This window comes from Methylobacterium isbiliense (assembly GCF_022179325.1).
In the GTDB taxonomy this organism is placed as follows: Bacteria; Pseudomonadota; Alphaproteobacteria; order Rhizobiales; family Beijerinckiaceae; genus Methylobacterium; species Methylobacterium isbiliense.
In genome coordinates this window covers 1-23,298 of record NZ_BPQQ01000039.1, presented here as the reverse complement: position 1 = coordinate 23,298, position 23,298 = coordinate 1, and the positions used below count along the sequence as shown (strand labels likewise).

General features: G+C 72.7%; 34 protein-coding genes, 1 tRNA gene and 1 pseudogene. 7 read left to right on the top strand and 29 right to left on the bottom strand.

Annotation, left to right across the window (positions count from 1 at the left end):
• Positions 1–120 precede the first annotated feature (120 nt).
• Together MFF61_RS17105 and purB are read left to right on the top strand one after the other, a co-directional pair.
• Positions 121–1,998: an autotransporter domain-containing protein gene (locus MFF61_RS17105; protein WP_238236401.1), complete on the top strand. Its 1,878-nt coding sequence runs from the start codon at positions 121–123 to the stop codon at positions 1,996–1,998.
• Positions 1,999–2,116: 118 nt separating this feature from the next.
• The gene (gene purB / locus MFF61_RS17100) at positions 2,117–3,424 is read left to right on the top strand and encodes an adenylosuccinate lyase (RefSeq protein ID WP_238236400.1); all 1,308 of its coding nucleotides are present in this window, start codon (positions 2,117–2,119) and stop codon (positions 3,422–3,424) included.
• A 57-nt stretch (positions 3,425–3,481) separates the two neighbouring features.
• Here purB and MFF61_RS17095 read toward each other — a convergent pair whose 3' ends face one another.
• Complete coding sequence (locus tag MFF61_RS17095; RefSeq protein ID WP_238236398.1) at positions 3,482–4,414, bottom strand: dihydrodipicolinate synthase family protein; 933 nt, start codon at positions 4,412–4,414, stop codon at positions 3,482–3,484.
• 160 nt (positions 4,415–4,574) lie between these two features.
• On the opposite strand from MFF61_RS17095, the gene MFF61_RS17090 reads away from it, so the two are divergent.
• The 4 genes from MFF61_RS17090 (at position 4,575) to MFF61_RS17075 (ending at position 8,756) form a co-directional block, all read left to right on the top strand.
• A complete protein-coding gene (locus MFF61_RS17090) occupies positions 4,575–5,423 on the top strand; it encodes a D-amino-acid transaminase (RefSeq protein ID WP_238236396.1) in 849 nt (282 codons plus the stop codon).
• Between the two features lie 86 nt (positions 5,424–5,509).
• A complete protein-coding gene (locus MFF61_RS17085) occupies positions 5,510–5,845 on the top strand; it encodes a hypothetical protein (protein ID WP_238236395.1) in 336 nt (111 codons plus the stop codon).
• 198 nt (positions 5,846–6,043) lie between these two features.
• Positions 6,044–7,336 carry an adenylosuccinate synthase gene (locus MFF61_RS17080; RefSeq protein ID WP_238236394.1) on the top strand — a complete coding sequence of 431 codons (1,293 nt, stop codon included), beginning with the start codon at positions 6,044–6,046 and terminating at the stop codon, positions 7,334–7,336.
• A gap of 190 nt (positions 7,337–7,526) precedes the next feature.
• Positions 7,527–8,756, top strand: a complete 1,230-nt coding sequence (locus tag MFF61_RS17075) for a histidine kinase (protein ID WP_238236393.1) — start codon at positions 7,527–7,529, stop codon at positions 8,754–8,756.
• A 98-nt stretch (positions 8,757–8,854) separates the two neighbouring features.
• On the opposite strand, the gene rpoH is transcribed toward MFF61_RS17075, so the two are convergent.
• Entirely contained in the window at positions 8,855–9,745 is an 891-nt protein-coding gene (gene rpoH, locus MFF61_RS17070) for an RNA polymerase sigma factor RpoH (protein WP_238236392.1), read from the bottom strand.
• A gap of 235 nt (positions 9,746–9,980) precedes the next feature.
• Positions 9,981–10,955, bottom strand: coding sequence for an RluA family pseudouridine synthase (locus MFF61_RS17065; protein WP_238236391.1), 975 nt, complete (start codon positions 10,953–10,955; stop codon positions 9,981–9,983).
• 109 nt (positions 10,956–11,064) lie between these two features.
• Between MFF61_RS17065 and MFF61_RS17060 the strand changes: the two genes are divergently transcribed.
• Positions 11,065–11,140: transfer RNA gene (locus tag MFF61_RS17060), tRNA-Glu, on the top strand.
• On the opposite strand, the gene MFF61_RS17055 is transcribed toward MFF61_RS17060, so the two are convergent.
• The 26 genes and pseudogenes from MFF61_RS17055 to MFF61_RS16935 all read right to left on the bottom strand — a co-directional run.
• Positions 11,100–12,041, bottom strand: a complete 942-nt coding sequence (locus MFF61_RS17055; protein ID WP_373324723.1) for a tyrosine-type recombinase/integrase — start codon at positions 12,039–12,041, stop codon at positions 11,100–11,102. The genes MFF61_RS17060 and MFF61_RS17055 overlap by 41 nt on opposite strands.
• A 215-nt stretch (positions 12,042–12,256) precedes the next feature.
• A complete protein-coding gene (locus MFF61_RS17050) occupies positions 12,257–12,514 on the bottom strand; it encodes a helix-turn-helix transcriptional regulator (RefSeq protein ID WP_238236388.1) in 258 nt (85 codons plus the stop codon).
• A 3-nt stretch (positions 12,515–12,517) separates the two neighbouring features.
• Positions 12,518–13,114, bottom strand: coding sequence for a DUF1643 domain-containing protein (locus MFF61_RS17045; RefSeq protein ID WP_238236387.1), 597 nt, complete (start codon positions 13,112–13,114; stop codon positions 12,518–12,520).
• Complete coding sequence (locus MFF61_RS17040) at positions 13,104–13,397, bottom strand: hypothetical protein (RefSeq protein ID WP_238236386.1); 294 nt, start codon at positions 13,395–13,397, stop codon at positions 13,104–13,106. Before MFF61_RS17040 ends, MFF61_RS17045 begins: the two co-directional genes overlap by 11 nt.
• A complete protein-coding gene (locus tag MFF61_RS17035; RefSeq protein WP_238236385.1) occupies positions 13,397–13,825 on the bottom strand; it encodes a phosphatase domain-containing protein in 429 nt (142 codons plus the stop codon). The genes MFF61_RS17040 and MFF61_RS17035 overlap by 1 nt, the downstream gene beginning before the upstream one ends.
• 40 nt (positions 13,826–13,865) lie before the next feature.
• Positions 13,866–14,123: a hypothetical protein gene (locus tag MFF61_RS17030; protein ID WP_238236384.1), complete on the bottom strand. Its 258-nt coding sequence runs from the start codon at positions 14,121–14,123 to the stop codon at positions 13,866–13,868.
• A 10-nt stretch (positions 14,124–14,133) separates the two neighbouring features.
• Positions 14,134–14,610 carry a hypothetical protein gene (locus tag MFF61_RS17025; protein WP_238236383.1) on the bottom strand — a complete coding sequence of 159 codons (477 nt, stop codon included), beginning with the start codon at positions 14,608–14,610 and terminating at the stop codon, positions 14,134–14,136.
• A 5-nt stretch (positions 14,611–14,615) separates the two neighbouring features.
• Positions 14,616–15,131: a hypothetical protein gene (locus MFF61_RS17020; RefSeq protein ID WP_238236381.1), complete on the bottom strand. Its 516-nt coding sequence runs from the start codon at positions 15,129–15,131 to the stop codon at positions 14,616–14,618.
• A gap of 5 nt (positions 15,132–15,136) precedes the next feature.
• The gene (locus MFF61_RS17015) at positions 15,137–15,406 is read right to left on the bottom strand and encodes a hypothetical protein (protein ID WP_238236380.1); all 270 of its coding nucleotides are present in this window, start codon (positions 15,404–15,406) and stop codon (positions 15,137–15,139) included.
• The gene (locus MFF61_RS17010; RefSeq protein ID WP_238236379.1) at positions 15,406–15,636 is read right to left on the bottom strand and encodes a hypothetical protein; all 231 of its coding nucleotides are present in this window, start codon (positions 15,634–15,636) and stop codon (positions 15,406–15,408) included. Before MFF61_RS17010 ends, MFF61_RS17015 begins: the two co-directional genes overlap by 1 nt.
• Before the next feature lie 3 nt (positions 15,637–15,639).
• The gene (locus MFF61_RS33870; RefSeq protein ID WP_283206009.1) at positions 15,640–15,774 is read right to left on the bottom strand and encodes a hypothetical protein; all 135 of its coding nucleotides are present in this window, start codon (positions 15,772–15,774) and stop codon (positions 15,640–15,642) included.
• Positions 15,775–16,380: 606 nt separating this feature from the next.
• Positions 16,381–16,863 (bottom strand): annotated as a pseudogene (locus MFF61_RS17005) (DNA cytosine methyltransferase); the annotation flags it as partial.
• Positions 16,863–17,051 (bottom strand): hypothetical protein, encoded by a 189-nt coding sequence (locus tag MFF61_RS17000; RefSeq protein ID WP_238236377.1) that lies wholly within the window; start codon positions 17,049–17,051, stop codon positions 16,863–16,865. The pseudogene MFF61_RS17005 and the gene MFF61_RS17000, both read right to left, overlap by 1 nt.
• Positions 17,048–17,380, bottom strand: a complete 333-nt coding sequence (locus tag MFF61_RS16995; protein WP_238236376.1) for a dATP/dGTP diphosphohydrolase domain-containing protein — start codon at positions 17,378–17,380, stop codon at positions 17,048–17,050. Before MFF61_RS16995 ends, MFF61_RS17000 begins: the two co-directional genes overlap by 4 nt.
• Complete coding sequence (locus tag MFF61_RS16990) at positions 17,377–18,327, bottom strand: GcrA family cell cycle regulator (RefSeq protein ID WP_238236375.1); 951 nt, start codon at positions 18,325–18,327, stop codon at positions 17,377–17,379. Before MFF61_RS16990 ends, MFF61_RS16995 begins: the two co-directional genes overlap by 4 nt.
• 1 nt (position 18,328) lies before the next feature.
• Positions 18,329–18,571: a hypothetical protein gene (locus MFF61_RS16985; protein WP_238236374.1), complete on the bottom strand. Its 243-nt coding sequence runs from the start codon at positions 18,569–18,571 to the stop codon at positions 18,329–18,331.
• Positions 18,571–18,915, bottom strand: coding sequence for a hypothetical protein (locus MFF61_RS16980; protein WP_238236373.1), 345 nt, complete (start codon positions 18,913–18,915; stop codon positions 18,571–18,573). Before MFF61_RS16980 ends, MFF61_RS16985 begins: the two co-directional genes overlap by 1 nt.
• The gene (locus tag MFF61_RS16975) at positions 18,912–19,250 is read right to left on the bottom strand and encodes a helix-turn-helix domain-containing protein (protein ID WP_238236371.1); all 339 of its coding nucleotides are present in this window, start codon (positions 19,248–19,250) and stop codon (positions 18,912–18,914) included. Before MFF61_RS16975 ends, MFF61_RS16980 begins: the two co-directional genes overlap by 4 nt.
• 10 nt (positions 19,251–19,260) lie before the next feature.
• Positions 19,261–19,710 (bottom strand): hypothetical protein, encoded by a 450-nt coding sequence (locus MFF61_RS16970; protein WP_238236370.1) that lies wholly within the window; start codon positions 19,708–19,710, stop codon positions 19,261–19,263.
• Between the two features lie 3 nt (positions 19,711–19,713).
• Positions 19,714–20,637, bottom strand: coding sequence for a recombinase RecT (locus MFF61_RS16965; protein WP_238236369.1), 924 nt, complete (start codon positions 20,635–20,637; stop codon positions 19,714–19,716).
• A gap of 14 nt (positions 20,638–20,651) precedes the next feature.
• Complete coding sequence (locus tag MFF61_RS16960) at positions 20,652–21,620, bottom strand: PD-(D/E)XK nuclease-like domain-containing protein (RefSeq protein WP_238236368.1); 969 nt, start codon at positions 21,618–21,620, stop codon at positions 20,652–20,654.
• Between the two features lie 5 nt (positions 21,621–21,625).
• The gene (locus tag MFF61_RS16955; protein WP_238236367.1) at positions 21,626–21,925 is read right to left on the bottom strand and encodes a hypothetical protein; all 300 of its coding nucleotides are present in this window, start codon (positions 21,923–21,925) and stop codon (positions 21,626–21,628) included.
• Entirely contained in the window at positions 21,922–22,200 is a 279-nt protein-coding gene (locus tag MFF61_RS16950) for a hypothetical protein (RefSeq protein ID WP_238236366.1), read from the bottom strand. The genes MFF61_RS16955 and MFF61_RS16950 overlap by 4 nt, the downstream gene beginning before the upstream one ends.
• A complete protein-coding gene (locus tag MFF61_RS16945) occupies positions 22,200–22,613 on the bottom strand; it encodes a hypothetical protein (RefSeq protein ID WP_238236365.1) in 414 nt (137 codons plus the stop codon). The genes MFF61_RS16950 and MFF61_RS16945 overlap by 1 nt, the downstream gene beginning before the upstream one ends.
• A gap of 115 nt (positions 22,614–22,728) precedes the next feature.
• A complete protein-coding gene (locus tag MFF61_RS16940) occupies positions 22,729–22,911 on the bottom strand; it encodes a hypothetical protein (RefSeq protein WP_238236364.1) in 183 nt (60 codons plus the stop codon).
• A partial coding sequence (locus MFF61_RS16935; RefSeq protein WP_238236362.1) for a hypothetical protein occupies positions 22,911–23,298 on the bottom strand: 388 nt, incomplete at its 5' end. The genes MFF61_RS16935 and MFF61_RS16940, both read right to left, overlap by 1 nt.

The following is a 23,298-nucleotide window of genomic DNA, read 5'->3' as shown; positions in this document are numbered from 1 at the left end:
GTAACCGGCAGGGTTGTATCGCCCGAAGCATCGCCGCGCATTGACCGATCGGTTCGCTTGCGTCCCCCTGCTCGAGCCGAAGCGGCGCGGACAGGCCGCCGGCCCGGGGAGGGGATGCGCATGGGGATCGGGGCAGGACGGCGGGCGGGGTGGGCGCTGTGGCTCGCCGGCACGGCCCTGGCGGGGGCGCCGGCTGCCGCGCAGGGCGTGACCGGGCTGACGGTGTTCGGCGACAGCTACGCGGATACCGGCAACGTCGTGCGCCTGAGCGGGCGGCCCCTCCCCTTCCCGTACGTGAACGGCCGCTACTCGAACGGGGCCAACTTCGTCGACGGGCTCCAGGCGATCTACGGCCTGCCGGACGCGGCCGTGCGCAACTTCGCCATCGGCGGCGCCAAGACCGACACCACCAACGTCTCGCCGCTCCTGCCCGGCTTCACCCAGGAGGTGGCGGCCTTCCGGGCGAGCGGCGCGCGGCTCGGCGCGGGCGACCTCGTGGCCATCAACATCGGCGGCAACGACGGCATCACGGCGACGCTCGGGGGCCTGAGCCTCGCGCAGGCGCCGCTGCTGGGGCAGGTCTCGGCCGCGAATGCGGTGGGCAACGTGGCCGGGATCGTCGCGGCGGGCGCCCGCACCCTCGTCATCAACGGCTTCACCACGCTGAGCGGCCTGCCGACGGTCGCCGCCTCCGGCAACGCGGCGGCGGCCAATGCCTTCGCGCGCAGCTATTTCGACGGGCTCCAGGCCGGGCTCGCGCCGCTGGCGCAGGCCGGCACGCGGATCTTTCTCCTCGACAACGGCCGCATCTTCCAGCGGATCATCGCCGAGCCGGCGCTCTATGGCTTGGCCAACGTCACCACGCCCTGCGCGCTCGTGGCGAGCTGCATCGGCGCGCCGCGGGCGGTGCAGAATACCTTCCTGTCGCTCGACGGGGTGCATCTGACCGAGGGCGGCTACGGCGTGCTGGCGCGCTACATGGCCAACGCGCTCGCGGCCCCCGACGGCATCGCCGCGCAGGCCGAGATCGCCCGGATCGGCACCACCAGCTTCGCCGCCTCGCTGCTGCAGCGCCTCGACGCCGTCCGGCTGTTCGCGCCGGGCCCCGGCGACGCCACGGCCGCGATCGGCACGGCGGGCGTGGCGCCGCCCGGGCCGCCGTCGAGCCCGGTCATCGTCTGGGGCCAGGGCGGCACGGCCGGCGCGGGCCGGGCCTCGCGCACCGCCGCGACGGGCTTCGATGTCGACAGCCCGAACGGCACGATCGGGATCGAGGCGATGCCGAGCCTCGGCACGCGCTTCGGCCTCGCCTTCAGCTACGCCAATCCCCGCGCCACGCTCCGCGGCGGAGCCGGCACCGTCGAGGCCGACAGCTACCAGTTCGCCGCCTACGGCTCCCATACGGGCGCGAACCTGTTCGGCGACGCGGTGCTGGCCTATGGCCGCCACGACCTCGCGGTGGAGCGCCCCGGGGTGGTGGACCGGATCGGCGCCTCGACCGGCGGCGACAGCCTCGTGGTGGCGGCCAAGGCCGGCTACCTCTTCGATGCGTGGGGGCCGCTGCGGCTCGGGCCGATCGCCGGCCTCACCTACGCCCGCACCCGGATCGACGGCTACACCGAGCGGGGCGACCCGGTGCTGACGCAGGCCGTGCGCGCCACCGGGCTCGATTCGCTGGTCGGCCGGGCCGGCCTGCAGATCCGCACCGCGGCGTGGCCCCTCGCCGGCCGGCCCGTCACCGCCTTCGTCAACCTGACGGCGGAGCGGGAATTCCTGGACGGCAGCCGCACGCTCGTGACCTCCTTCACCACCACGCCGCTCCTGCCGATCCTCACCCCGCTCGGGCGCGCCGGCCGCGCCGTCTACGGGCAGGTGGAGGCGGGCCTTCGGGCCGATCTGAGCCCTGCGGTGAGCGCGACGCTCGCGGGCGGCACCACCTTCGCCCGCACGGGCGGGGACGGCTACGCGGTGCAGGGGGGCCTGACGGTCCGGTTCTGAACCGGGGCGCGGGCGCCCCATCCTTGTCTTCCCCGGGCGCATCCAATAGCCATCGCGGCCAAAGCCGGACCCGGCCCGCGCGGCGGCGCGGACCGGCCACGCCGCACAGGAGCCCCCGATGATCCCCCGCTACAGCCGGCCCGAGATGACGGCGATCTGGTCGCCGGAGACGCGCTTCCGGATCTGGTTCGAGATCGAGGCGCACGCCACCACGGCGCTGGCCGAACTCGGGGTGGTGCCGAAGGAGGCCGCCGAGAAGGTCTGGGAGAAGGGGCGCGACGCGGTGTTCGACGTCGCCCGCATCGACGAGATCGAGCGCGTCACCAAGCACGACGTCATCGCCTTCCTCACCCACCTCGCCGAGATCGTCGGGCCGGAGGCGCGCTTCGTCCACCAGGGCATGACCTCCTCGGACGTGCTCGACACCTGCCTCAACGTGCAGCTCGTGCGCGCCACCGACCTGCTGGTGGCCGATGTCGACGCGCTGCTCGCGGCGCTGAAGCGCCGGGCCTTCGAGCACAAGCTCACCCCCACCATCGGTCGCTCGCACGGCATCCACGCCGAGCCGGTCACCTTCGGGCTCAAGCTCGCCCAGGCCCATGCCGAGTTCGCCCGCGCCCGGGAGCGGCTGCTGGCGGCCCGGGCCGAGGTGGCGACCTGCGCCATCTCGGGGGCGGTCGGCACCTTCGCCAACATCGATCCGCGCGTGGAGGAGTACGTGGCGCGCCAGATGGGGCTGACGCCCGAGCCCGTCTCGACCCAGGTCATCCCGCGCGACCGCCACGCCATGTACTTCGCGACGCTCGGCGTCGTGGCCTCCTCGATCGAGCGGCTGGCGACCGAGGTGCGCCACCTGCAGCGCACCGAGGTGCTGGAGGCGGAGGAATACTTTTCCGAGGGGCAGAAGGGCTCCTCGGCCATGCCGCACAAGCGCAACCCGGTGCTCACCGAGAACCTCACCGGCCTCGCCCGCATGGTGCGCGCCTACGCGCTGCCCGCGATGGAGAACGTGGCGCTCTGGCACGAGCGGGACATCTCCCACTCCTCCGTCGAGCGCATGATCGGACCGGACGCCACCGTCACGCTCGACTTCGCGCTCGCCCGCCTCACCGGCGTCGTCGACAAGCTGCTCGTCTATCCCGAGAGCATGCAGCGCAACCTCGACCGGCTCGGCGGCCTCGTCCACTCGCAGCGCGTGCTGCTCGCCCTGACCCAGGCCGGCGTCTCGCGCGAGGACGCCTACCGCCTGGTGCAGCGCAACGCCATGCCGGTCTGGCGCGGCGAGGGCGAGTTCCTGACCCTGCTCAAGGCCGACCCGGAGGTCACCGCGGCGCTCCCGCCCGACGCGATCGAGGCCTGCTTCGACCTCGGCTACCACTACAAGCACGTGGACACGATCTTCCGCCGGGTGTTCGGGGAGGCCTGAGGCCCTCCGGGCGGGTGCGGGATCCCCTCTCCGGCCCGGGAGAGGGGATCGTGAGTCTCACGCGGCGACGGCCGCCCGCGCATCGTGCCGGGCGAGCCGCCCGAGCAGGAAATCCACCTCCGCGCGCGCCGCGGGCGACAGCCCGCCCGCGGGCCGGCGCTGGGCGTCCGAGGCGATGAGGCCGCGGCGCATCAGCACGTACTTGCGCACGGCCAGGCCGATGCCGGGCTGCTGCTCGTAGCGCAGCAGCGGCAGGTGCGCGTCGAAGACGTCGTGCGCTTGGCCGCGCTCGGCCGCGGCGGTGAGGCGCACCACGTCCACCAGCATCTCCGGGAAGGCGTAGCCCGTCATGGCGCCGTCCGCGCCGCGCTCGCACTCGAAGTCGAGGAAGAGGCCGCCGTTGCCGCACAGGATCGAGATCGGCCGCATCGATCCGTCGCGCTGGAAGCCGCGCAGGGCCGAGATCTTCTCCAGCCCCGGCCAGTCCTCGTGCTTGAGCATGACGCAGGACGGGTTGTCCGAGACGATCCGCCGGATGACGCCGGGCGTCATCACCACCGTGAAGCTCAGGGGATAATCCTGGATCACGAAGGGCACATCGCGGCCGATCGCCTCGACGGCCTGGGCGTAGTAGCCGACGATCTGGTCGTCGGTGCGCAGGCTGGAGGGCGGCGCGATCATCACGCCCGCCGCGCCCGCATCCATCGCGGTCTTGGCGAGCCCGGCCATCGCGGCGAAGCCGGGCGCGGAGACGCCGACGATCACCGGCAGCCGGGTGCGGCGGATGAAGCGGGACGCGACCGCGGCCGATTCCGCCCCGTCGAGCTTGGGCGCCTCGCCCATCACGCCCAGGACCGTCAGGCCGGTCGCGCCGATCTCGCCGTAGAAGTCGGTGATGCGGTCGATTGAGGCCTCGTCGATGCGGCCGTCCGGAAGGAAGGGCGTCGGGGCGATGGGGTAGACGCCGCGTGCGTCGGGAGAGAGCCGCATGAACCGGTTCCTGCGCTGAAGACCCGCGAGACACTAGTGGGCGGGGTCGCGGCCGCGCAACCGCGGGTTTCGCACGGCCCCGGGGCGCGAAACGCGCTTGCGGCGGGCAGAGAAGCGATGCTTGAAAGAATGGAATCTGCCCCCCCCCGAGGATCCCCGCATGTCCCGCACCGTCTACGTCAACGGCCGCTTCCTGCCCTACGAGGAGGCGTCGATTCCGATCATGGACCGCGGCTTCCTGTTCGCCGACGGGATCTACGAGGTGAGCGCGGTGCTAGGGGGCCGGCTCGTCGACAACGAGGCGCACCTCGCGCGGCTCGACCGCTCGCTCGGCGCGATCGGCATCCGCAACCCGCACGACGCGGCCGGCTGGACGCGGCTGCAGGAGGAGCTGATCGCCCGCAACGGCCTGACCGAGGGGGGCGTGTACCTGCAGGTGACGCGCGGCGTCGCCGAGCGGGATTTCGCCTTCCCGCCCGCCGGGGTGGAGCCCACCGTGGTGATGTTCACCCAGGCCAAGACCATCGCGAACAATCCCCTGGCCGATCGGGGCGCCACGGTGGTGAGCGTCGAGGACCTGCGCTGGAAGCGGCGGGACATCAAGTCGGTGGCGCTGCTCGCCCAGGTGCTCGCCAAGCAGCAGGCCGCCGAGGCCGGCGCCGCCGAGGCCTGGATGCACGAGGACGGCTTCGTGACCGAGGGCGGCTCCTCCACCGCCTTCATCATCACCGAGGACGGGCGCATCGTCACCCGCCCGCTCTCCACCGCGATCCTGCCGGGCATCACCCGGCGCGCCGTGCTGCGGCTCGCCGAGGAGGCCGGGCTGACGATCGAGGAGCGGCCCTTCAGCCTGGAGGAGGCGTTCGCGGCGGCCGAGGCCTTCTTCACCAGCGCCTCGGCCTTCGTGATGCCGGTGATCGAGATCGACGGGCGCCGGATCGGCGGCGGCCAGCCGGGCCCCCTCACCCGGCGCCTGCGCGGCCTCTATCTGGAGATGGCGGCGGCCTGACCGGCCTCCATCTTGGCGGTTAGCGGAGCCGGAACCGGATCGGCGGCGGGCCGGTTTCCTCCCCAACGACCGAGATGGAGAACCACATGGCCAAGCTGATGCGCGGCACCGCACTGGCGCTGGCGGCGCTCCTGAGCACCGCCGCCCTCGCCCAGTCGCCCGACGCGCCGCTCAAGGGGCGCGACACCGATTCCGTCCTGCCGCCGCCGAACGAGCGCATCCCCGAGCGCGTGCGGCCCAGCGACACCGACACCACCGGCTCGACGCTGAGCGACCGGCTCGAGAAATCGGACGGCGTGCTGCGTCCGCCGGCGAACGGCGCCCCGGACATGAGCGTGAAGCCGCCGGAACCGAACCCCAACTCGACCCGGGTCATCCGGCCCGGCGAGCTCCCCGGCAGCGGCAACACCGAGGCCAAGTGACGGGACGGGGCGGGCTGCCACCGGCTTCCCGGGGGCTGCCGCCGCCTTCCCGGGGGCTGCCGCCGGCTTCCGGGCCGGCCGCTTCCTTGATTTCCCGCCCCGGATCGCCCAAGAGCCTCCCATCAAGACCCGCACATCGCGACAGCCCCGCGCCGCCGGCCGGGGCTGTCCGCGCGTGATCGAGACAGGTTTAACGGAATGGCGAACGTCGTCGTCGTGGGCGCCCAGTGGGGCGACGAGGGCAAGGGCAAGATCGTCGACTGGCTCGCCGAGCAGGCCGACGTCGTGGTGCGCTTCCAGGGCGGCCACAATGCCGGCCACACGCTGGTGATCGACGGGACCACCTACAAGCTCTCGCTCCTGCCCTCCGGGGTGGTGCGCGGCGGCACCCTGTCGGTGATCGGCAACGGGGTCGTGGTCGATCCCTGGCACCTCGTAGACGAGATCGCGCGGCTCAAGACCCAGGGCGTGTCGATCACCCCCGAGTCCCTGCGGATCGCCGACAACGCCACCCTGATCCTGCCGCTCCACCGCGAACTCGACCATTTCCGCGAGAACGCCAACGCGGCCCTGAAGATCGGCACGACCAAGCGCGGCATCGGCCCTGCCTACGAGGACAAGGTGGGGCGCCGGGCGATCCGGGTCGTCGATCTCGCCGATGCCGATCTGCTCGGCGCCAAGATCGAGCGGCTGCTCGCCCACCACAACGCCCTGCGCCGGGGGCTGGGCATCGAGGAGGTCGACGCGGCCGCCCTCAAGAGCGAGCTGCTCGCCATCGCGCCGCAGATCCTGCCCTTCGCCGACACCGTGTGGGCGCTCCTCGACGAGGCGCGCCGGGCCGGCCAGCGCATCCTGTTCGAGGGCGCGCAGGGCGCGCTGCTCGACGTCGACCACGGCACCTATCCGTACGTGACCTCCTCGAACATCGTGGCCGCGCAGGCCGCCACCGGCTCGGGGCTCGGCCCCTCGGCCATCGGCTACGTGCTCGGCATCGTGAAGGCCTACACCACGCGCGTGGGCGAAGGCCCCTTTCCCACCGAACTCACCGACGCGATCGGCGAGAAGATCGGCGAGCGCGGACGCGAGTTCGGCGTGGTCACGGGCCGCAAGCGCCGCTGCGGCTGGTTCGACGCCGCGCTGGTGCGCCAGACCGTGCGGACCTCCGGCATCGACGGGATCGCGCTGACCAAGCTCGACATCCTCGACGGCTTCGAGACCATCAAGATCTGCACCGGCTACCGCCTCGACGGGCAGGTGATCGACCACCTGCCGGCGAGCCAGGCGGACCAGGCGCGGGTGGAGCCGGTCTACGAGACCATCGACGGCTGGTTCGAGACCACGGCGGGCGCCCGCTCCTGGGCCGACCTGCCCGCGCAGGCGATCAAGTACGTGCGCCGCATCGAGGAGCTGATCGGCACCACGGTCGCGCTGCTCTCGACCTCGCCGGAACGCGACGACACCATCCTGGTCCACAATCCCTTCGAGGACTGATGCGGCACCCGCTCGATCGAGCGGCCGGCGTATCGGCCAGCCCGCGCGGCGGAGCCTGAGCTCCGCAGGCTCGAGCGAAGACCGGGGCCGCCGTCCCGACGGAATCGGGCGGATTCGGCATGAGCCCCATCCCGGCACGGCTCCGCCTGCTTGACGCAGCGCGCGGGCCGCGACATGGCAGGCGCGGACCATGGCCGATTACTATCCCCTGCTCGCCCGCGCCCTCGACGCCCTGCCCGACCGCTCGCCGGACATGCGCAGGGCGGTCTACGACCGTGCGCGCAGCGCGCTGACCGCCCAGCTGCGCACCCTCGACCCGCCGCTCTCGGAGGAGGACATCGCGGCGGAGTGCCGCTCGCTCGATGCCGCGATCGCGCGGCTCGAAGACGAGCACGGCGGCGAGGCGCCGACGCCGGCGCCCGACCCCGCGCCGACCCGTCCCGAACCCGAGCCCACGCTCCCGCCGCCCCCGGCCGACGATGCGCTGCCCGAACCCGGCCCGCCGATCGCCCTGAAGGTGCCGGAGCCCGAGCGCCCGAAGCCGCCGCCTTCGGCCGAGGCGCCCGCGCCCGAGGCCGCCGCCGAGGAGAACCCGGCCGGCCGCCAGCGCCCGCGCATCGAGGTGGTGCGGCCGAAGGGCGGCCGCTCCCGCCTCCTGCGCAACGGCATCGTGGCGCTGGTGCTCGCCCTGGTGATCGGCGCCATCGCGGTCACGGCATGGTCCCTGCGCGACACCCCGGAGACGCTGCAGTCGCGCCTCGGCGAGCCCGCGGCCGAACGCCCCCCCGAGAACCAGGATTCGAAGTTCGCCGACCGGGTCGGCGGCGAGCGGGCGCCCGCCGCGCCGGCTCCCGCTCCGGCGGCGCGTGGCGGCAACGAGATCGCGGTGGCGCAGCGCGCCACGCTGTTCGAGGAGACCGGCGCCCAGGGCAGCCAGCCGCGGGCGATCCCCGCGCGGGTCGTCTGGCGCCTGGACGCGGTCAATGCCGGCCAGGGCCAGCCGCTCCAGACCGTGGTGCGGGCGGAGGTGGAGGCGCAGGAGGCCGGTCTCTCGCTCAGCCTCGTGATCCGCCGCAACACCGATGCGGCCCTGCCGGCCTCGCACGTGATCGAACTCACCTTCACGCCCACCGATCCGGCGCGGGCGGTGCGCGATGTCGGCCTGCTCCAGTTCAAGGACGACGAGAGCGGGCGCGGCTCACCCGTGTCGGGGCTGCCGGTGCCGGTGCGCGAGAACCTGTTTCTGATCGGGCTGTCGAACCTGAAGGGCGACGTGGAGCGCAACACGGACCTGCTGCTGCGGCGCAACTGGATTGACCTGCCGCTGCGCTATGCCTCGAACACCCGGGCGATCCTGACCTTCGAGAAGGGCTCGGCCGGCGAGCGGGTGATGCGCGAGGCCTTCGCGCAGTGGCAGTGACCTCCGCGCGACGGCATGATGGTCTTCGCCGGATCGTGCACGTCTCTCTGCCGCGGGTCCTGCGTTGCCGGTCGGGCGGGCGCTGCGGCGCCTGAGGCTCAGGCTGGGACGCCGGGGCGCGCGGTCTCGCGGGTCGCGAGGTTGCGCTTGACCGCGTCCTGCACCTTCTCGAAGGCGCGCACCTCGATCTGGCGCACGCGCTCGCGCGACACCCCGAACTCGCTCGACAGATCCTCCAGGGTGATCGGATCCTCGGCGAGCCGGCGCGCCTCGAAGATGCGCCGCTCGCGCGGGTTGAGCACGTCGAGGGCGTCGCGCAGGGCGGCGAGGCGGTTCTGCCCCTCCTCCTCGCGGGCGAGCACGGTCTCCTGGGTCGGGCTGTCGTCCACGAGCCAGTCCTGCCATTCGCCCTCGCCCTCCTCGCGCAGGGGCGCGTTGAGGGAGGCGTCGCCGCTGAGGCGGCGGTTCATGTCGATCACGTCCTGCTCGGGCACGCCGAGACGGGTGGCGATCTGCTTGACCTGCTCGGGCTTGAGGTCGCCCTCGTCGAGGGCCGAGATGCGGCCCTTCGCCTTGCGCAGGTTGAAGAACAGCTTCTTCTGGTTCGCGGTCGTGCCCATCTTCACGAGCGACCACGAGCGCAGGATGTATTCTTGAATCGCCGCCTTGATCCACCACATCGCATAGGTGGCGAGGCGGAAGCCCTTGTCGGGGTCGAAGCGCTTGACGGCCTGCATCAGGCCGACATTGCCTTCCGACACCACCTCGCCGATCGGCAGGCCGTAGCCGCGATAGCCCATGGCGATCTTGGCCACGAGCCGCAGGTGGGACGTGACGAGCTTGTGGGCGGCGTCGCGATCGCCATGCTCGCGCCAGCTCTTGGCGAGCATGTACTCCTCCGTCGGCTCCAGCATCGGAAACCGGCGGATCTCGTCGAGATAGCGGGACAGGCCCCCTTCATTGGCGAGCACGGGCAGTGCAGCAGCCATTCATACCTCCTGGAAGCTCCCCGGTCCGGGCGAGCGTGAACGGCCTCCGAGCGGCCGGCCGTCCGATCTGCCTGTATAGCAGAGGGCGGGGTCGGCGGGTAGGGACGCGGCGGCGGTGGCGTCCGTCGCCCTACAACGCACGATGCGCCGCTTGGTGCGTCCGTTGCCATTCGCACATCGGCCGGAATGCGCGACTCTCACCGGAGACACGATGTCGCGAGGCCGCGCCGGACGCTCAGGGCGCGAGGGCCGCCAGGAGCCGCGCGAGGTCGGGCGGGGGCGGGCTCTCGAAGCGCAGGAAGGCGTTCGTGCGGGGATGGACGAAGCCCAGGATCGCCGCATGGAGCGCCTGCCGCCCGAGGGCGGCGAGGGCCTCGCGCGCCGCGGGCGAGAGGCGCGCGGCCTTGGTGCGGAAGGCCGCGCCGTAGGTCGCGTCGCCGAGCAGCGGATGCCCGCGGTGGGCGAGATGCACCCGGATCTGGTGCGTGCGGCCGGTCTCCAGGCGGCAGCGCAGGAGCCCGACCGGCTCGGCCTCGCCCAGCACCGCCTCGGTGCGGTAATGCGTCACCGCCCGCCGCCCCCGCTCGGGACGCACCACCGCGATCTTCTCGCGGTTGCGCTCCGAGCGCGCGAGTGCGGCGTCGATGGTGCCGGTCCGCGGGTCCGGCACACCCCAGACGAGGGCGAGATAGGCCCGTTCGAGCCGGCCCGTCACGCCGTGGTCGGCGAATTGCAGCGTCAGCCCGAGATGGGCCGCATCGTTCTTGGCCACCACGAGCAGGCCGCTCGTGTCCTTGTCGAGGCGGTGCACGATGCCGGGCCGGCGCACCCCTCCGATCCCCGAGAGGCTGGCGCCGCAATGGGCGATGAGGGCGTTGACGAGCGTGCCGCTGTGATGACCCGGCGCGGGATGCACCACGAGGCCGGGCGGCTTGTCGATGACGATGAGGTCGTCGTCCTCGTAGACCACCGCGAGGACGCGGGCCTCCGGCTCCGGCACGGCGGGCTCGGCCGGCGGCACCGTGACGGCCACGCGGGCGCCGCCCGCGACCTTCACCGACGGATCGCGGATCGCGGCCCCGTCGAGCGTCACGCCGCCCTCGCGGATCAGGACCTGGAGACGGCTGCGCGACAGATCGGGCCATGCGCGCGCGAGCGCCCGGTCGAGGCGCTCGGCGCCCCCGTCCGCCGGGAGCTCCGTGCGCCGCACCTCTCCGTCCCCCACGCCAGCCCCCTTCGCGAAAAGCCCCGCACCGCCGCCGAATGAGGCTTGTGCAGCCCGGCCGCCGTCGCTATACCCCCGCCCATCGCTGAGGCAAGCTCCCATCGTCTAGCGGTCTAGGACGTCGCCCTCTCACGGCGAAAACAGGGGTTCGAGTCCCCTTGGGAGCGCCACTGCGCCTAAATTCTCCTTTGTTTTCAAAGACTCGACTCCGGTGGGACCTTTACCCTCTCCCCCGGTGGGACCCGGCGCGTCGCACGCGAGGAGTGCCATGGCCCGGTCGGCGAGCCCCGCCCGCTGCGCTGCGCGCGTGTAGCGCTGCACCTCCTCGATGGTCTGGTGACCGGTCACGGCCATGATCTCGTGCGGCGTCGCGCCCCGCTCCGCGAGCCGGGCCGCGGTAGCCTTGCGCAGGCCATGGGCCGAGCAATGCGGCAGGCCGGCCTCGTCGCACCACGCCCGGAAGCGGTTGCCGAAGCCGGCCACCGTGAAGGGCTTGCCGTACTCGGTCATCAGGAAAGTGAGCTGACCGGCTGGCACACCCGCAATCGCGTCGGCCAGGTCGGGGAACAGCGGGATGTCCACCTCGACGGGCTTGCGGTGCTCGTTCTTGGCCTGGACGTAACGCAGGCGCCCTCCCCTCACGTGCTGGCGGCCCAGTCGCGTCGCGTCCTCACGGCGGCAAGCGGTGTAGAGCAGGATCGCGAGCGCGAGGCGCGCCTTGGATCCGACCGGGTGCCGGGCCTCGAACTGCTCGACCTCGTCGAGGGTCCAGCTGTGGAATCCCTTCGACACGTAGGCGGCGCGCTTGACGTCGCGGGTCGGGTCGGCCTCGACGAGATCCTCTTCCATCGCCCACCGGAACAGCGCGCGCAGCGCCTTGAGCATCGTGTTCGCGGCGGCCGGCGTCTCTGCGGCCTTCGCGTCGCGCAGGCGCCGGACGTGCCGGGGTTGCATCATCGCGATCGGGTGCTCGCCCTTGTCGGCCGCGATCTCCTTGAGCGCGCGCGCCTGCCATCCGCGGGTCGAGGCGTCGAGCTTCTTGTAGGCGGGGCTGGCGAGGTAGGCCTGCATCACGGCCGCGAAGGATCCAGGCTTCACGCGCGCGGGCGCGGTCTCGGCCGGCTTCGTGGACAGCGCCGCCTCATAGGCGCGCTGGAACGCGGGTGAGCCTGGGCGGTCCGGGAGGCGCACCTTCTTCGCCGGGCGGCGGCGGAAGTAGTACCGCACGTTCCCGTGCCGGTCGGTGTCGGCGATGACATAGGGCAGGTCGATGCGGACCACGGCGCTCAATCCCATGGGTTCTCCTCCGCATCATCACCACCGAGCGCGTCCCACGCCAAGTCCAGGCGGCGGATGTCCCAGACCACGCACCCGTCGAAGCGCTTTGGCTTCGGCATCCGGCCGTCCCGCACCATCGTGTCGAACTTGGACGGGCTCACACCGACGTAGCGGGCCGCCTCCTCTCGACGCAGCCCTCGGCGCGGCGAGACCTCAATCCGAGGCGCCGGCACGTAGGCGAGATCGTCGGCGTGGCCGCGGGCCATGCGCTACCGCTCCCCCTTCCGCCACACCACCGGCTGCGCACCATCCGGCACGCGGTGACGCCCGCGCGCCATCGGGTGGACCGGGCTGCCGTCCGCCGATCGAGCGAAGCACATCAGGTCCGGCCAGGGCGCCTCGCCCTCCTGCACCTGCTCGCAGACGTGGTCGACGTACTCGGGATCCCACGTGCCCGCGCCCCAGCACGCCACCACCAGGGCGGCGGCCTTCGCCTCCCGCACGACGTGGTTCTCGTTCGCCCAGAGCTGATCGCGGGCGTGCCAGTCCGGCCCGTTCTCCTGCCAGCGCGACCACGCCCGGCAGTCGGCCGGGCAGGACGAGCGGAAGGGATAGAGGTTCACGGCCGTGAAGCCGCCGTAGCCCCAGGCCCGGGCGAAGTGGATCCAGCGCCGCACGGTGGGATCGTCAACGCGGTGGTCTGCCGTCGAAGGGTTCAGGCCGATGAAGCACACGTGCCCGCCCTCGCCCCACGTGCGGGTGAGCGTGTAGCGGTAGGTGCCGCAGCGCGAGAGCGTGGCGGACCGCTTGATGGTGTCGGTGAAGGCGACGCCGAACAGGTCGCGAGCCTGGAGGTCACCGAGCATCGGCGCCTCTCTCGAGCAGCCGCCACGCGAACGCCGCCGCCCGCGCCTGGAAGCGGAACCAGGCGTCCGCATACTGCCATGAGCCGCGGCGCGCGCGTTGGCACGCGTGCCCGGCGTCACGGAGAGACTGCGGGACGGCCGCCGCGATCGCCGCCTCCGCCACCCGCTGCCACGCCGCCTGGCCCTCCGGCCCGAGGTCGTCCCAGGCCGGGGCGACGCCGCGCGGCCCAAGCGTGAAGCCGTGGAAGCGCGCCTCGTAGGCGGTGCGGGCGGGGTCGCTCATCAGAACTCCCCCGGCGCGACTTGGCAGCAGACGATCCCGCGCGAGCGCCACATGGCGACCACGCTCGCCCGGTCCTCGAACACCAGCGCCGGCGTCCTGCCCTCGTCGAGCCACTCGGCCTTGAGCACCGTGTCCGGGCGGTAATCGCCGGCCCGGCGGGTGCGGAGCGGGATGTGGCCGAGCCCGTGCGCGTCCAGCCACGCCCGGGTCTTGTCCGCCACCTCGTCGGACCGGCCCGACCAGATCTCGACCTCCGCGCCGGTCGCGTCGAGTGCGAGCAGCGTGCGGATGATCGGGTGGCAGGGCTCGTCGCGGTCGCACGCCGCGTAGAAGCCGCGCCAGTCCTTCTCCTTGCCGGGCCGATCCAGGAAGTGCGCCCGGTGATCGGTCAGGGCCAGCGTGCCATCCAGGTCGAACACAACGAACATCCGACGCCTCATCTCTTGCTTGATAATTTCGTAGAGGGGTTCATCCGACACGGACGCCTCCCTTGATGCCGGCGGCAGCCTCGATCGCCTGCGCCCGGATCCGCCGCCACAGGCGCACGGCGGGCAGGGCCCGGAGGCTGCCCAGCCGCTTGCAGGCCTTCCGGTAGGCGCGGCGCCGGATCGCCGGCAGCGCGTTGAAGTGGGTCCGGCACATCCATTCGGTCCGGCCGGCGGGCTCGATCTGCTCGGCCCGGATCATCTTCCGGCAGAAGGGCACGCAGCAGGCGATGCGGGTCATGGGCGAGCCCTCACGACATCACCGAGAAGCAGCGGGGGGTGGTGCAGGTGGCGTGCAGGTGACCGTTGATCCGAGCCCGCGCCCATAGGATCCTGCCCTCGCCGCATGCCGGGCAGGCCACCTCCCCGCTATCGCCCTCGCGCGGGATCGCAGAGCCGGCGACGATCGACCGCTCCATCGCCCTTCGGACGTGCGCCTTCCACGCGGCGCGCTCGTCCTCGGTGTACTCCTCGCGGCGGCCGCAGGGCCGGCCCTCACAGTAGGGCGGCGGCATGCACTTCGCGGTCCCGCCCGGCTCGGTGTTGTCGATCCCGACGGCGCATTGTGGGCCGCCCGGATCGCCCCGCATGAACCCGCGGATCCCGGTATTGCGGTAGCTGTAGTGCCGGCAGTGCTCGTTCGCCTTGAGCGGCGCGCGCGGCGGCGGCCCGACGACGTAGTCTGCAAGGATCTCGGCCAGCGGCCGGTTGCGGATGACCTCAGCCATCGTCCTCACTCCGCCGCGACGGCCGGCGCCGGGCCGGGCAGGATGATGCTGTGATCGGCCGGCAGGTAGGCGCGGAATGCCGCGACCGCCTCGGCGAGGCTCGGATGTCGGCGCATTGACCCGCCGCAGGCCTCGCGCTGCCAGAAGCACAGCAGCAGGTGGTTCACGCCGTGATTCCGGATCGAGCAGCGGATCCGCGCCTCGTGGCAGAGGAACACGAGTGCCGTCAGCCCGTGGCCGTCGAAGGTGGCGAGGTCGGCCGAGGCGCGCCACGGCACGGCCATCGCGTCCGGGCCCCACCCTTTCCATTGCACGGCGTCCCAGGGGATCGGCGCGTTGTAGATCCCGCCGCCGACGAGCCCGAGGATGTTCATGACGCGGGCCTGGAACGGCGACAGCTTCTCCGGGCAGGCGAAGGGGCCGCGGGTGATGTCGCCACGCGGCGGCTTGCGCCCGCACAGGCGCATCGCGGCCATGTTGGTCTCGACCCAGCCGGCGTGATCCATCTGCACGTAGCTCATCGTCCTCACTCCACAGCGGTCAGGGTCGGGTTGGGGCGGGTGGGGCTCGTCGCCTCGAACAGCCGCCCCGTCCGCTCCGCCCCATCCCCCGCCGCCCTGAGCGCCGCCTGGGCATGCTCCCGCGCCTCCTCCCGCGAGAGCAGCAGGCAAAGCGTCGTCGAGCCGGCCGGGCCGGAGAGGCTGAACACGAGGTCGACCGCGCCGTCGGGGCGTGGGGTGGCGGCGAGCGCCCAGTCGGTGATCGGGTCGGGCAGGGGCAACGGGGCGGCTGACATCAAGCGCTCCTCTCACGCGCAGCCCGCGCCTCAGCGACGGTCCGCGCCACGATTTCCTCGGCGGTGAAGACGATGCGGCCCCGGCCAGCGCAGGAGTTGCAGCCGCGGCGGAACCAGCGGGTGTTCATGCTCCGCGGCGCCCCGTTCGGGCAGCACGAGGGGCACCACTCGCCGTTGCCGACGAGGTAGGGGTCGTGCAGGGACTCGGCGCGGAGGGAGATGCGGGGCATGGCTCACTCCGCGGCGAACAGGGGAAGGCCGGCGCCAGGTCGGGGCGCCTCGCCGTCGCTCAGGTCGAGGACGGCGCGGATGAACTCGGCCGCGAGCGGCGCGACGATCGCGTTGCCGTAGGCGCGCAGTCGTCCCACGCGGGCGGGAGCCCCATGAGCCAGCGGGAAAAGGCCGGGTTGAGTTGGCCGGGCTTTTCCGTCTCGGCAGGGCAGCCACTCGACATCGGCCCATGCATCACCACTTGGTTGTTGAGCTGTTCGCCCTTCTTCCCGCCGCCGCGCTCCGCGTAGCTTGTTGCGTTCGCGCGCCGATAATCCCTGGCCGCCGGGGTGGCCCACGAAGCGAGTTGCGCCTGCATCGACAGGCTCGTCAGGCTCACGCCCAACTCGGCTCCGTTTGCCCGCGCCCTCTCCTTGCGCGCCAAGAATTGCTCTGGCGTGCCGCCGGCCTCGTGACTGGCGGGGGTCGCCCAGCCCGACAGTCGCGCCGCGTCCCGCAGGTTCGCGAAGCCCGGCGGCCCGCCGCCCTTCCGCTTCGGGGACTCCAGCCGGCGCTGTTTCTGCCGCTCCGGAGAGTTCGCTCCGGTCCCATCGTTCGCTTGGGGCGTCGGCCATGCTGCCAAAGAGGCGGCCGTCGCGAGGTTCGGCGCACATCCGCCCCCTCGCTCCGCACGCGTTCTGGTCTCGCGCTGATGCTTCGCTCCCTGCAGGGGCTCGACCGCGCACGGCGTCGGCCACGAACCACAAGCGCTGTCGAATATGCGGGGCGCCAACGCCCGCAGCTGGCATATCCGCCGCCGCAAGGGCGTAGCCTTCGCCCTCCATGTCAGCTGAAACAAGGTCGAGCCACGCGAGGCCATCCACTCCCGCAACCTGCTCTCCAAGGATCGTTGCAGGGCGGCGCTCTCGGATGAGGTGGTGCCAAGCCGGCCACAGGTGCCGCTCGTCAGCAAACCCCTCTCCGCGGCCTGCCTTGCTGAAAGGTTGGCAGGGGCAGGAGCCGATCCAGACGGGGCGCTCGGCTGGCCAGCCAGCAAGGCCAAGAGCATAGTCCCAGACCGCGATCCCCGCGAAGAAGTGGCAGCGGGTGTAGCCGGCGAGGTCGCCGGGTCGGACATCTCGGATATCCCGCTCGTCCACGTCTCCGGGGCAAACATGTCCGGCGGCGATGAGATTGCGGATCCAGGCTGCCGCATAGGGGTCTACCTCGTTGTAGTAGGCGCGCATCAAGCCGGCCTCCCCGCCCTGCGCGCCCGCTCCTGCTCGGCCGCCACGGCCGCCTCCGCCTTCACCCGCACATCGGCCTGCGTCGGCGCGAACACGGTGGTCGCGGTGGTCCCGCGCTCGATGCGCGCTAGCCAGAGGCGGTCGGGCGGGCAGTCGGCGTTGGCGCAGACGAAGACGGAGATTTTCATGGCGCGCCCTCGGTCGGGCGGTCGTCCTGGCCGACGCCGCGCAGTTCGTAGGCGATGAGGAAGACGATGCAGGCACCGGCGTGCCAGAGGTGCGGCAGGCCGGTCTCTGCGTCCACGTTCTCGCCCTGCCACCACGCGGTCAGGTGGCGGAACAGGGCCGCGTAGAGGCGCGACCACGCCATGCCGCGCTCCCAGTTGCGAGGCGCGTACTTCCGGGCGCCGAATGCCAGCACCTGCACGATGGCGCGGAAGGCATCCCAGGGCGCGAGGTCCCAGGGATCCTTGCCGCCGTCATCCTTGCGGCCTTCGGTGAGGGCGGATTCCGTCACGCCACACCCCCATCCACCCACCCCGGATACCGCCCCGGCCCGCGCCCCATCTCGCGCGGCGCCGTGGCCCTCCGCCGATACTCCGCGCAGTACGGGGAGTCGCCCGTCGCCCGGGCCGCACAGAACCGGTGCTGCACCGCCTGGAACCCGCTCACCGGCCACCGGCACTCGCCCCACCGCAGGTCGGCCATCGGGATGCCGTCGGCGGGCGGCCAGTTGGCCGGGCGGGGCTCGGGGCGCACCATCGTCAGCACCGGCGGCGCGGGTTCGGCAGCCGGCCTGGGATGGGCAGACGCCTGCTGGTCCGGCGGCGTGTTAATTTTCGCCGCCTCGTTCGTGGCCGGAAAAATTAACGTGGGGCCTGCGGCGAGGTGTTGAGACTCCGGCTCCGGCGTCGGGTTCTGTAGCGAGTCGCGTTTCTCTGCAGGGCTCTCGCCCGGGCAACTGAGAGCCTCGGCCTCGCTAGTGAGAGCCTGGGGTGCCTCACTGAGAGCCTCGCCCGGGCTCGCCACCGGCTCCTCGGCCAGCCGCCCCTGCTGCCCCTTGAGCCCCAGCCGGTGCACCATGCCCATGACGGCGTTGCGCGTGCGCGGCGCGCCGAACTCCCGCGTCAGCGCCGCGGCGATCGCGGGGCCGGTCGCGCCGTCCCGCCACATGGTCTTGAGCCGGTCTATGGCCTGCTCGGACCAAGCGGCGGGCTGCGGCCGAGCCGCGGGCTCCTCGGCCGGCGGCGGGCTGACGACCGCGGGCGGCGGCTCGGCCTCGGCCGGCGCGGCCGGATGATCGGCCAGGAACCCGAAGTCGCGCACCCGACCCGGGATGTCCGCAGCCCGGTAGTGGTGGCCGAACCGCGCGCGCAGCGACGTCGCGATGACGGCCGGCGGCAGGCCCTTGCGCCACATGTCGCGCAGCGCGGTGCGCTCGGGCTTGGTCCAGGGGGCGGGCATGTCAGCGGCCCTCCTCGGCGGAGGACTCGCGGCGCTCTGCCGCCAGCGTGTTCTGCCGCAGCGCCTCGCGCGCGCCCTGCGGCCACAGGCCGATGCCATGGCACCGGAAGCAGAACGCGGTGCGTCCGTCGTCGTAGGGAGCCCAGTCGACGCGCAGGCGGCTGTGGTGGACCGGGCAGCGCCCGAGCCAGAGCCAGAACAGCGTCTTCCAGCCGTGAAGGGTGCGGGGCCAGCGATAGCGCATCACCGCCCCTCCACCGACATCGGCACCACCACGGGCCCGAGCGACGAGCCGGGCCGGCGCATGGCAAGCGGCGTCGCCCGCGCAGCCTCGGTCCGCGGCTCGGGCCGGCCCGTGCGCTCGTCGGCGAGGAAGCGCACCACCGTCGCCACCAGCCGCTCGGCGCCCACCAGGGCGTCGGCCGCGAGGTCGACGTTCGCCACCGCCCGGCGGGTCTCGGGGCAGTCGTCGGGCACTCCCAGCCTCATGGCGTGGCGCCGGCACCGGTCCTGGTGGAGGGCGGCGGCCTGTAGGCGATGGCCCAGGTCGGCGAGGTCGAAGTCGCTGAGCGCGTCGGACAGCTTCATCGCGCGATCCTCCCGGCCGCTGCCTCAGTGACGAGGCTGCGGACGTAGGCGCGGCCCTCGTCGGGCAGCGCGCGGTAGGCGCTGAACAGGTCGTGCTCCTCGCCGGCCGGCTCGATGGGGTCGAACTCCGCGGTCAGATCCTGCGGGTGCAGGCCGAGCGCTTCGGCGAGGCGCGGGAGCAGCACGCCCGGGGCGCGCTTGCCGCGCTCGATGTCCGAGATGGTGCGCGGGCCGAGGCAGACGGTGGCGCCGAGTTCGCCCTGCGTGATGCCGATGCGGCGGCGGCGGGCGGAGATGCGCTCGCCGATGGAGCGCGGGGTGGCGGTGGATCGCATGGGCCCCTCCTCAGAACGGCAGCGGCTCGGGCTCCTCGCCCGTGGCCTCAGCGATGGCGGTGCGGATGAGCCGGCGAGTCTCGCGGGTCTGCTCGACCCCGTAGGGCGTGCGGTGCACGTCATCGCCGCAGGCGGCGGTGAAGCCGGCTGACCAGCACAGCAGGTCTAACAGGCCCTCCGACAGCCGCCGCGCCTGGGCGAGCGGGATGCGCACGGTGACCATCGGCTCCGCGGGCTCGGCCGGGCGGGGCACGCAGGGCGGCTCCTCAGCGCCGGCCGCGCGGACCTTACTGAGGCCGTAGTAGGTCGAGCGGATCTCGTGGTGGGACAGCGCGGCGACGAGGCCAAGCATCTCGTCCCAGAGGAGACCGGTGACCGTCTGGGCGGCGGCGCCCGTGCCGACCGTGAGGGTCAGGGTGGTGTCGCCGTCCGCCTCGATGAGGATGGGCAAGGCGCGCATGGCTCAGCCCTCCCGGCCCGCGCCGCGGCGCCCGCGGCCTGTCTCGCGCTCCATCGCGCGCAGGGTCTCGTCGCCGGGGAAGTCGCTGGCGTCGTCGACCAAGTCGCCCTCGCCACCGCGGTCCTCGACGGCGTCGAGCTCGTCGTCGACCGCGTCCGCCTCGGGTGCCTCCGTCGACGGCTGGTGCTCGATCTGGTCGGCGAGCGGGTTCGCCACCGCCTTGAACGGGCGGTCGCCACCACCGCGACGGCCGAAGTCGTAGAGCTCGTCGTCCCGCCGGATCAGGTCGTCCATGTCGGTCGACATCGGCAGGCGCTTGGCGAGGCGGCGCAGCACCGTCTTGCGCGCCATCTCCTCCCACCAGTCGACCCAGGGCCCCTTGTTCGCCGCCCGGCTGACCCGGCGGACCTTCTCGATCTCCTCCAGGCTCATCACCTCGCGGTAGATGCCGCCGTCCTTCGTCTTCGCGATCGCGTAAGCCGCCCGGGGCGCGCCGCGCGGCCCGTCGAGCTTCGGCTCGTGCTCGATGCGCTCCTCGTCGCCGAGCACGTACGCGAAGCGGTCGTTCTCGTGCACGACGTGGGCGGCGATGCTCGCCAGCTCACCGCTGTTGCGCACCTTCTTGAGCACGCCCGCGATCATCGGCAGCCACTGGACCTTGCCCGCGTAGATGACGAGCGCGCCTTCGCGCTTGTCCGGCAGCAGGCCGTCCTGCGCCGCCTTCATGCTGGCCTCGAACAGCGACTTGCGGTCAGCCTCCAGCAGCGCCGCATCGCCCTGCACGGCCGTCAGCACGACGCGCATGAAGCGCTCGGGCGGGATGTGCGGCGGCAGCGCGGCGGCGATCTCGCCGCTCATCCGCTGGAAGTCGCCGCGGAAGGCCTGGGCGGCCTGCTGGCGCTGCTGTGCGACGGTGAGCTGTCCCATGGATCCTCCAGGCGTCAGCGCGACCCGCCCCACCAGCGTGGGAGGTCGTCGAGGTCGAGTTCTTCGAGGGGGGCGTGATCGACCCATGGCCGATCAAGGCCGTGCGCGCGGCGGGCCGCGACGTAGTTCCAGAGCGCCGTGTCGACGACCTTCTCGGCGATCGTCACCACGTCGTTCCCGGGCGAGAGCGCGGTGCCCCAGGTGAGCGGCGCATCGCCCGTCGACCAGAAGACGAACACGAAGGCGTAGGCGGGCGCGGCGGCGACGCGGGCGAGCCACGCCGGATCGTGGTCGCCATGCACGGCACCCTCGGCGACGAACCGCGCGAGCTGACCGCGCGCCTGCAAGTAGGCCGCGGCCTGCACCGGGTAGTTCCATTGCGCGAGCGCGCGCCGGCAGGTCTCCGGGAAGCTCGCGACGCGCGTCGGGCTGACCGACTTCAGGTCGACCACCGCCCGGGGCTTGAGGTAGTCGAACCGGGTTTTCCGGCGCACCGGCTCGCCGTCCACGTCGTCGGTCCAGACGATCGAGACCTCGGGCGCGCCGCCGACGAAGCTCGCGATCAGGTGCGGGTTCGCCAGCACATGGTCGGCCGCGAGGCGCACCCGGTCGAAGTCCTCGCCCGGCAGCACGGTCTCGCCGTTCGGCGCGAGTTCGGCCCGCGCCTTCGCGGTGAGGCGGGCGAGGTCGTCCGGTCGGCGCACGAAGCTCGAGGCGAATGCTTGCTCACCCTCCAGCACCAGCTTGTGCACCGCCTTGCCGAGCGCCTGCGCCGGCGTGGTCTCGTCGGGCGCGCGGTGCGGGTTGAGCGGCGAGGCGAACCAGTAGTCGGCCGGCTCGGCGGCGAGGCGCTTCAGGTCGGACGAACCGAGGGCGAGGTCGGCATGGTAGCGCGCCTCGTCGAGGCCGAAGTGGATGCCGTCAGCGAGGGGTTCGGGCGGCGAGGCGGCGGCGCCGGGCGCGGCGGAGTCGGGCAGGAGCATCGCCGTCACGCCCCCACCACACCACCAACGCGCCGCCCGAACACAGCCCGGCCCGGGCGCGCCTCCACAGGCTCGACGTCCTCCGGCGCAACCCCGGCCGCCTCGTTGATGAGCCGGGCGATGGCGCAGGCGAGCGCGTGATCCCCGGCGGGGTCATCCGTCCGCGTCGGCAGGATGAGCACGCGCGGCCGGCCCAGCGCGTCGGCGATGACGCGGCCGTTCGCGTCGCGCGGGTGCAGCGGCGTCGGCGCGTCCAGCAGAGCAAGGGCGGCCGCCGTCGCGGCCTGTTCGACCGTGCGGCTCACGCGCGCCTCCCCTCGATGTAGCCGCCCACCGCGTCCAGCTCGGGCACGATGATGCTGGCGGCGTGAGCCAGGACCTGCCGCATCCGCCCGGCCAGGGCCGGCTCGGCGTAGGGCAGCAGCTGCTCAAGATGGGCGATGTCCTGCGCGACGAGGAGCAGGGCGGCGGAGTGCTCGGCCACTGCCGCGGCGCGCAACTGCGCCTGGAACGAGCCGAAGGCGGGGAGCAGCGCGGGATCGACCGGCTGGCGCGTGTCGAGGCGGATGACGGCGGCCATCAGATGCTCGCCCCCGTCACCTGCAGCCGCATCTCACGCCGGCCCTGCTCGATGAAGTCGAGCTCGCCCGCGCCGGATCGCGCCGGCCACTTCTCGGCCGGGCCCCGCACGCCATGCCGGCGCAGCGCGTCCTCGAGGTAGTCGGGCAGGTCGTCGATGGCGTCGGTACGGTCGATGTGCTCGACCACCATCGCCAGCACCTCGGCGGTGGCGTTGCGCGCGACCGGCGCGCGCGGGTCGGTCAGGTCCAGCTCGTAGACCTCGACCAGTGCCCAGCCGCGGCGCTCGCCGGTCGCCAGGGCGATGGCGAGGAGCCGGGCGCCGTTGCCGACCGTGGTCTCCTCGCAGAACTCGTCGCCGGAGCGCTCGCGCCAGACCGCGATGTAGGTGTGGGGGGTGGTGCGCTGGATCACAGGCCGCTCCCCCAGGTCGTGATGACGAGGAAGCCGACGGCGGCGCACCAGATGACAAACAGCGCCCGGCAGAGGTCACAGCGCTCGCGGCGGCGGGGGAGATCGCGGGCGGCCATCAGAGGATGCCCGTCGCGAGGCCGTAGGCGCCGCCGAGGAAGCTCAGGGCGACCGAGAGGGCGGCAACAAAGGCCGCCCAGAACGAGACCTGTTCGCGGCGGCGGGCGCGGCGCAGGGCGGTGAAATCGACGGGGACGACCAGCAGGCCGTCAGCGGTGCGGTGGGAGGGGAAGGTGCGCATCACGCAGCCTCCCCGGTCGAGACCTGCACCGTCGGCTCGCCGTCTGGGTCGATCCCGAACGTCCGGCAGAACTCCAAGCATTCGTTGAGCGCCCATTGCGCCGCGAAGCCGCCGCCACTGTCGTCGCCCGGCTTGTCGCCAGGGCGGATCATCGCGAACCACTGCTCCGCCGGTCGCGACGCGCCCCTGTCGATGTGATAGGCGGAGACCCCGCGCACATTCGCGATTGTGCCGACGAGGCAGGCGCACTCGCCCGTGTAGCAGGATCCGTCAATGCGCCCCTCGCGGATGGCGCGGATCAGGCCCGGGATCTCGCCCTGCGCGGACGCCAAGGTCAGCCAGAGATCCGCCTTGAACGAACGCATGTCGGCATCGCGCAGGACGGCA

Excerpts from the sequence above, each read along its gene's own strand:
- MFF61_RS17030 (WP_238236384.1), bottom strand. The coding sequence starts at position 14,123 with ATGACCCGCATCGCCTGCTGCGTGCCCTTCTGCCGGAAGATGATCCGG.
- MFF61_RS17025 (WP_238236383.1), bottom strand. The coding sequence starts at position 14,610 with ATGGCTGAGGTCATCCGCAACCGGCCGCTGGCCGAGATCCTTGCAGAC.
- MFF61_RS17090 (WP_238236396.1), top strand. The coding sequence starts at position 4,575 with ATGTCCCGCACCGTCTACGTCAACGGCCGCTTCCTGCCCTACGAGGAG.
- MFF61_RS17055 (WP_373324723.1), bottom strand. The coding sequence starts at position 12,041 with ATGCAGGCCTACCTCGCCAGCCCCGCCTACAAGAAGCTCGACGCCTCG.
- MFF61_RS17015 (WP_238236380.1), bottom strand. The coding sequence starts at position 15,406 with ATGTCAGCCGCCCCGTTGCCCCTGCCCGACCCGATCACCGACTGGGCG.
- MFF61_RS17075 (WP_238236393.1), top strand. The coding sequence starts at position 7,527 with ATGGCCGATTACTATCCCCTGCTCGCCCGCGCCCTCGACGCCCTGCCC.
- MFF61_RS17020 (WP_238236381.1), bottom strand. The coding sequence starts at position 15,131 with ATGAGCTACGTGCAGATGGATCACGCCGGCTGGGTCGAGACCAACATG.
- rpoH (WP_238236392.1), bottom strand. The coding sequence starts at position 9,745 with ATGGCTGCTGCACTGCCCGTGCTCGCCAATGAAGGGGGCCTGTCCCGC.
- MFF61_RS16985 (WP_238236374.1), bottom strand. The coding sequence starts at position 18,571 with ATGCGCTATCGCTGGCCCCGCACCCTTCACGGCTGGAAGACGCTGTTC.
- MFF61_RS17050 (WP_238236388.1), bottom strand. The coding sequence starts at position 12,514 with ATGGCCCGCGGCCACGCCGACGATCTCGCCTACGTGCCGGCGCCTCGG.
- MFF61_RS16975 (WP_238236371.1), bottom strand. The coding sequence starts at position 19,250 with ATGCGATCCACCGCCACCCCGCGCTCCATCGGCGAGCGCATCTCCGCC.
- purB (WP_238236400.1), top strand. The coding sequence starts at position 2,117 with ATGATCCCCCGCTACAGCCGGCCCGAGATGACGGCGATCTGGTCGCCG.
- MFF61_RS17045 (WP_238236387.1), bottom strand. The coding sequence starts at position 13,114 with ATGCTCGGTGACCTCCAGGCTCGCGACCTGTTCGGCGTCGCCTTCACC.
- MFF61_RS16950 (WP_238236366.1), bottom strand. The coding sequence starts at position 22,200 with ATGGCCGCCGTCATCCGCCTCGACACGCGCCAGCCGGTCGATCCCGCG.
- MFF61_RS16940 (WP_238236364.1), bottom strand. The coding sequence starts at position 22,911 with ATGCGCACCTTCCCCTCCCACCGCACCGCTGACGGCCTGCTGGTCGTC.
- MFF61_RS16990 (WP_238236375.1), bottom strand. The coding sequence starts at position 18,327 with ATGCCCGCCCCCTGGACCAAGCCCGAGCGCACCGCGCTGCGCGACATG.
- MFF61_RS17095 (WP_238236398.1), bottom strand. The coding sequence starts at position 4,414 with ATGCGGCTCTCTCCCGACGCACGCGGCGTCTACCCCATCGCCCCGACG.
- MFF61_RS17085 (WP_238236395.1), top strand. The coding sequence starts at position 5,510 with ATGGCCAAGCTGATGCGCGGCACCGCACTGGCGCTGGCGGCGCTCCTG.
- MFF61_RS17040 (WP_238236386.1), bottom strand. The coding sequence starts at position 13,397 with ATGAGCGACCCCGCCCGCACCGCCTACGAGGCGCGCTTCCACGGCTTC.
- MFF61_RS16970 (WP_238236370.1), bottom strand. The coding sequence starts at position 19,710 with ATGCGCGCCTTGCCCATCCTCATCGAGGCGGACGGCGACACCACCCTG.
- MFF61_RS17105 (WP_238236401.1), top strand. The coding sequence starts at position 121 with ATGGGGATCGGGGCAGGACGGCGGGCGGGGTGGGCGCTGTGGCTCGCC.
- MFF61_RS17035 (WP_238236385.1), bottom strand. The coding sequence starts at position 13,825 with ATGTTCGTTGTGTTCGACCTGGATGGCACGCTGGCCCTGACCGATCAC.
- MFF61_RS17080 (WP_238236394.1), top strand. The coding sequence starts at position 6,044 with ATGGCGAACGTCGTCGTCGTGGGCGCCCAGTGGGGCGACGAGGGCAAG.
- MFF61_RS16980 (WP_238236373.1), bottom strand. The coding sequence starts at position 18,915 with ATGAAGCTGTCCGACGCGCTCAGCGACTTCGACCTCGCCGACCTGGGC.
- MFF61_RS17010 (WP_238236379.1), bottom strand. The coding sequence starts at position 15,636 with ATGCCCCGCATCTCCCTCCGCGCCGAGTCCCTGCACGACCCCTACCTC.
- MFF61_RS16965 (WP_238236369.1), bottom strand. The coding sequence starts at position 20,637 with ATGGGACAGCTCACCGTCGCACAGCAGCGCCAGCAGGCCGCCCAGGCC.
- MFF61_RS17000 (WP_238236377.1), bottom strand. The coding sequence starts at position 17,051 with ATGAAAATCTCCGTCTTCGTCTGCGCCAACGCCGACTGCCCGCCCGAC.
- MFF61_RS16960 (WP_238236368.1), bottom strand. The coding sequence starts at position 21,620 with ATGCTCCTGCCCGACTCCGCCGCGCCCGGCGCCGCCGCCTCGCCGCCC.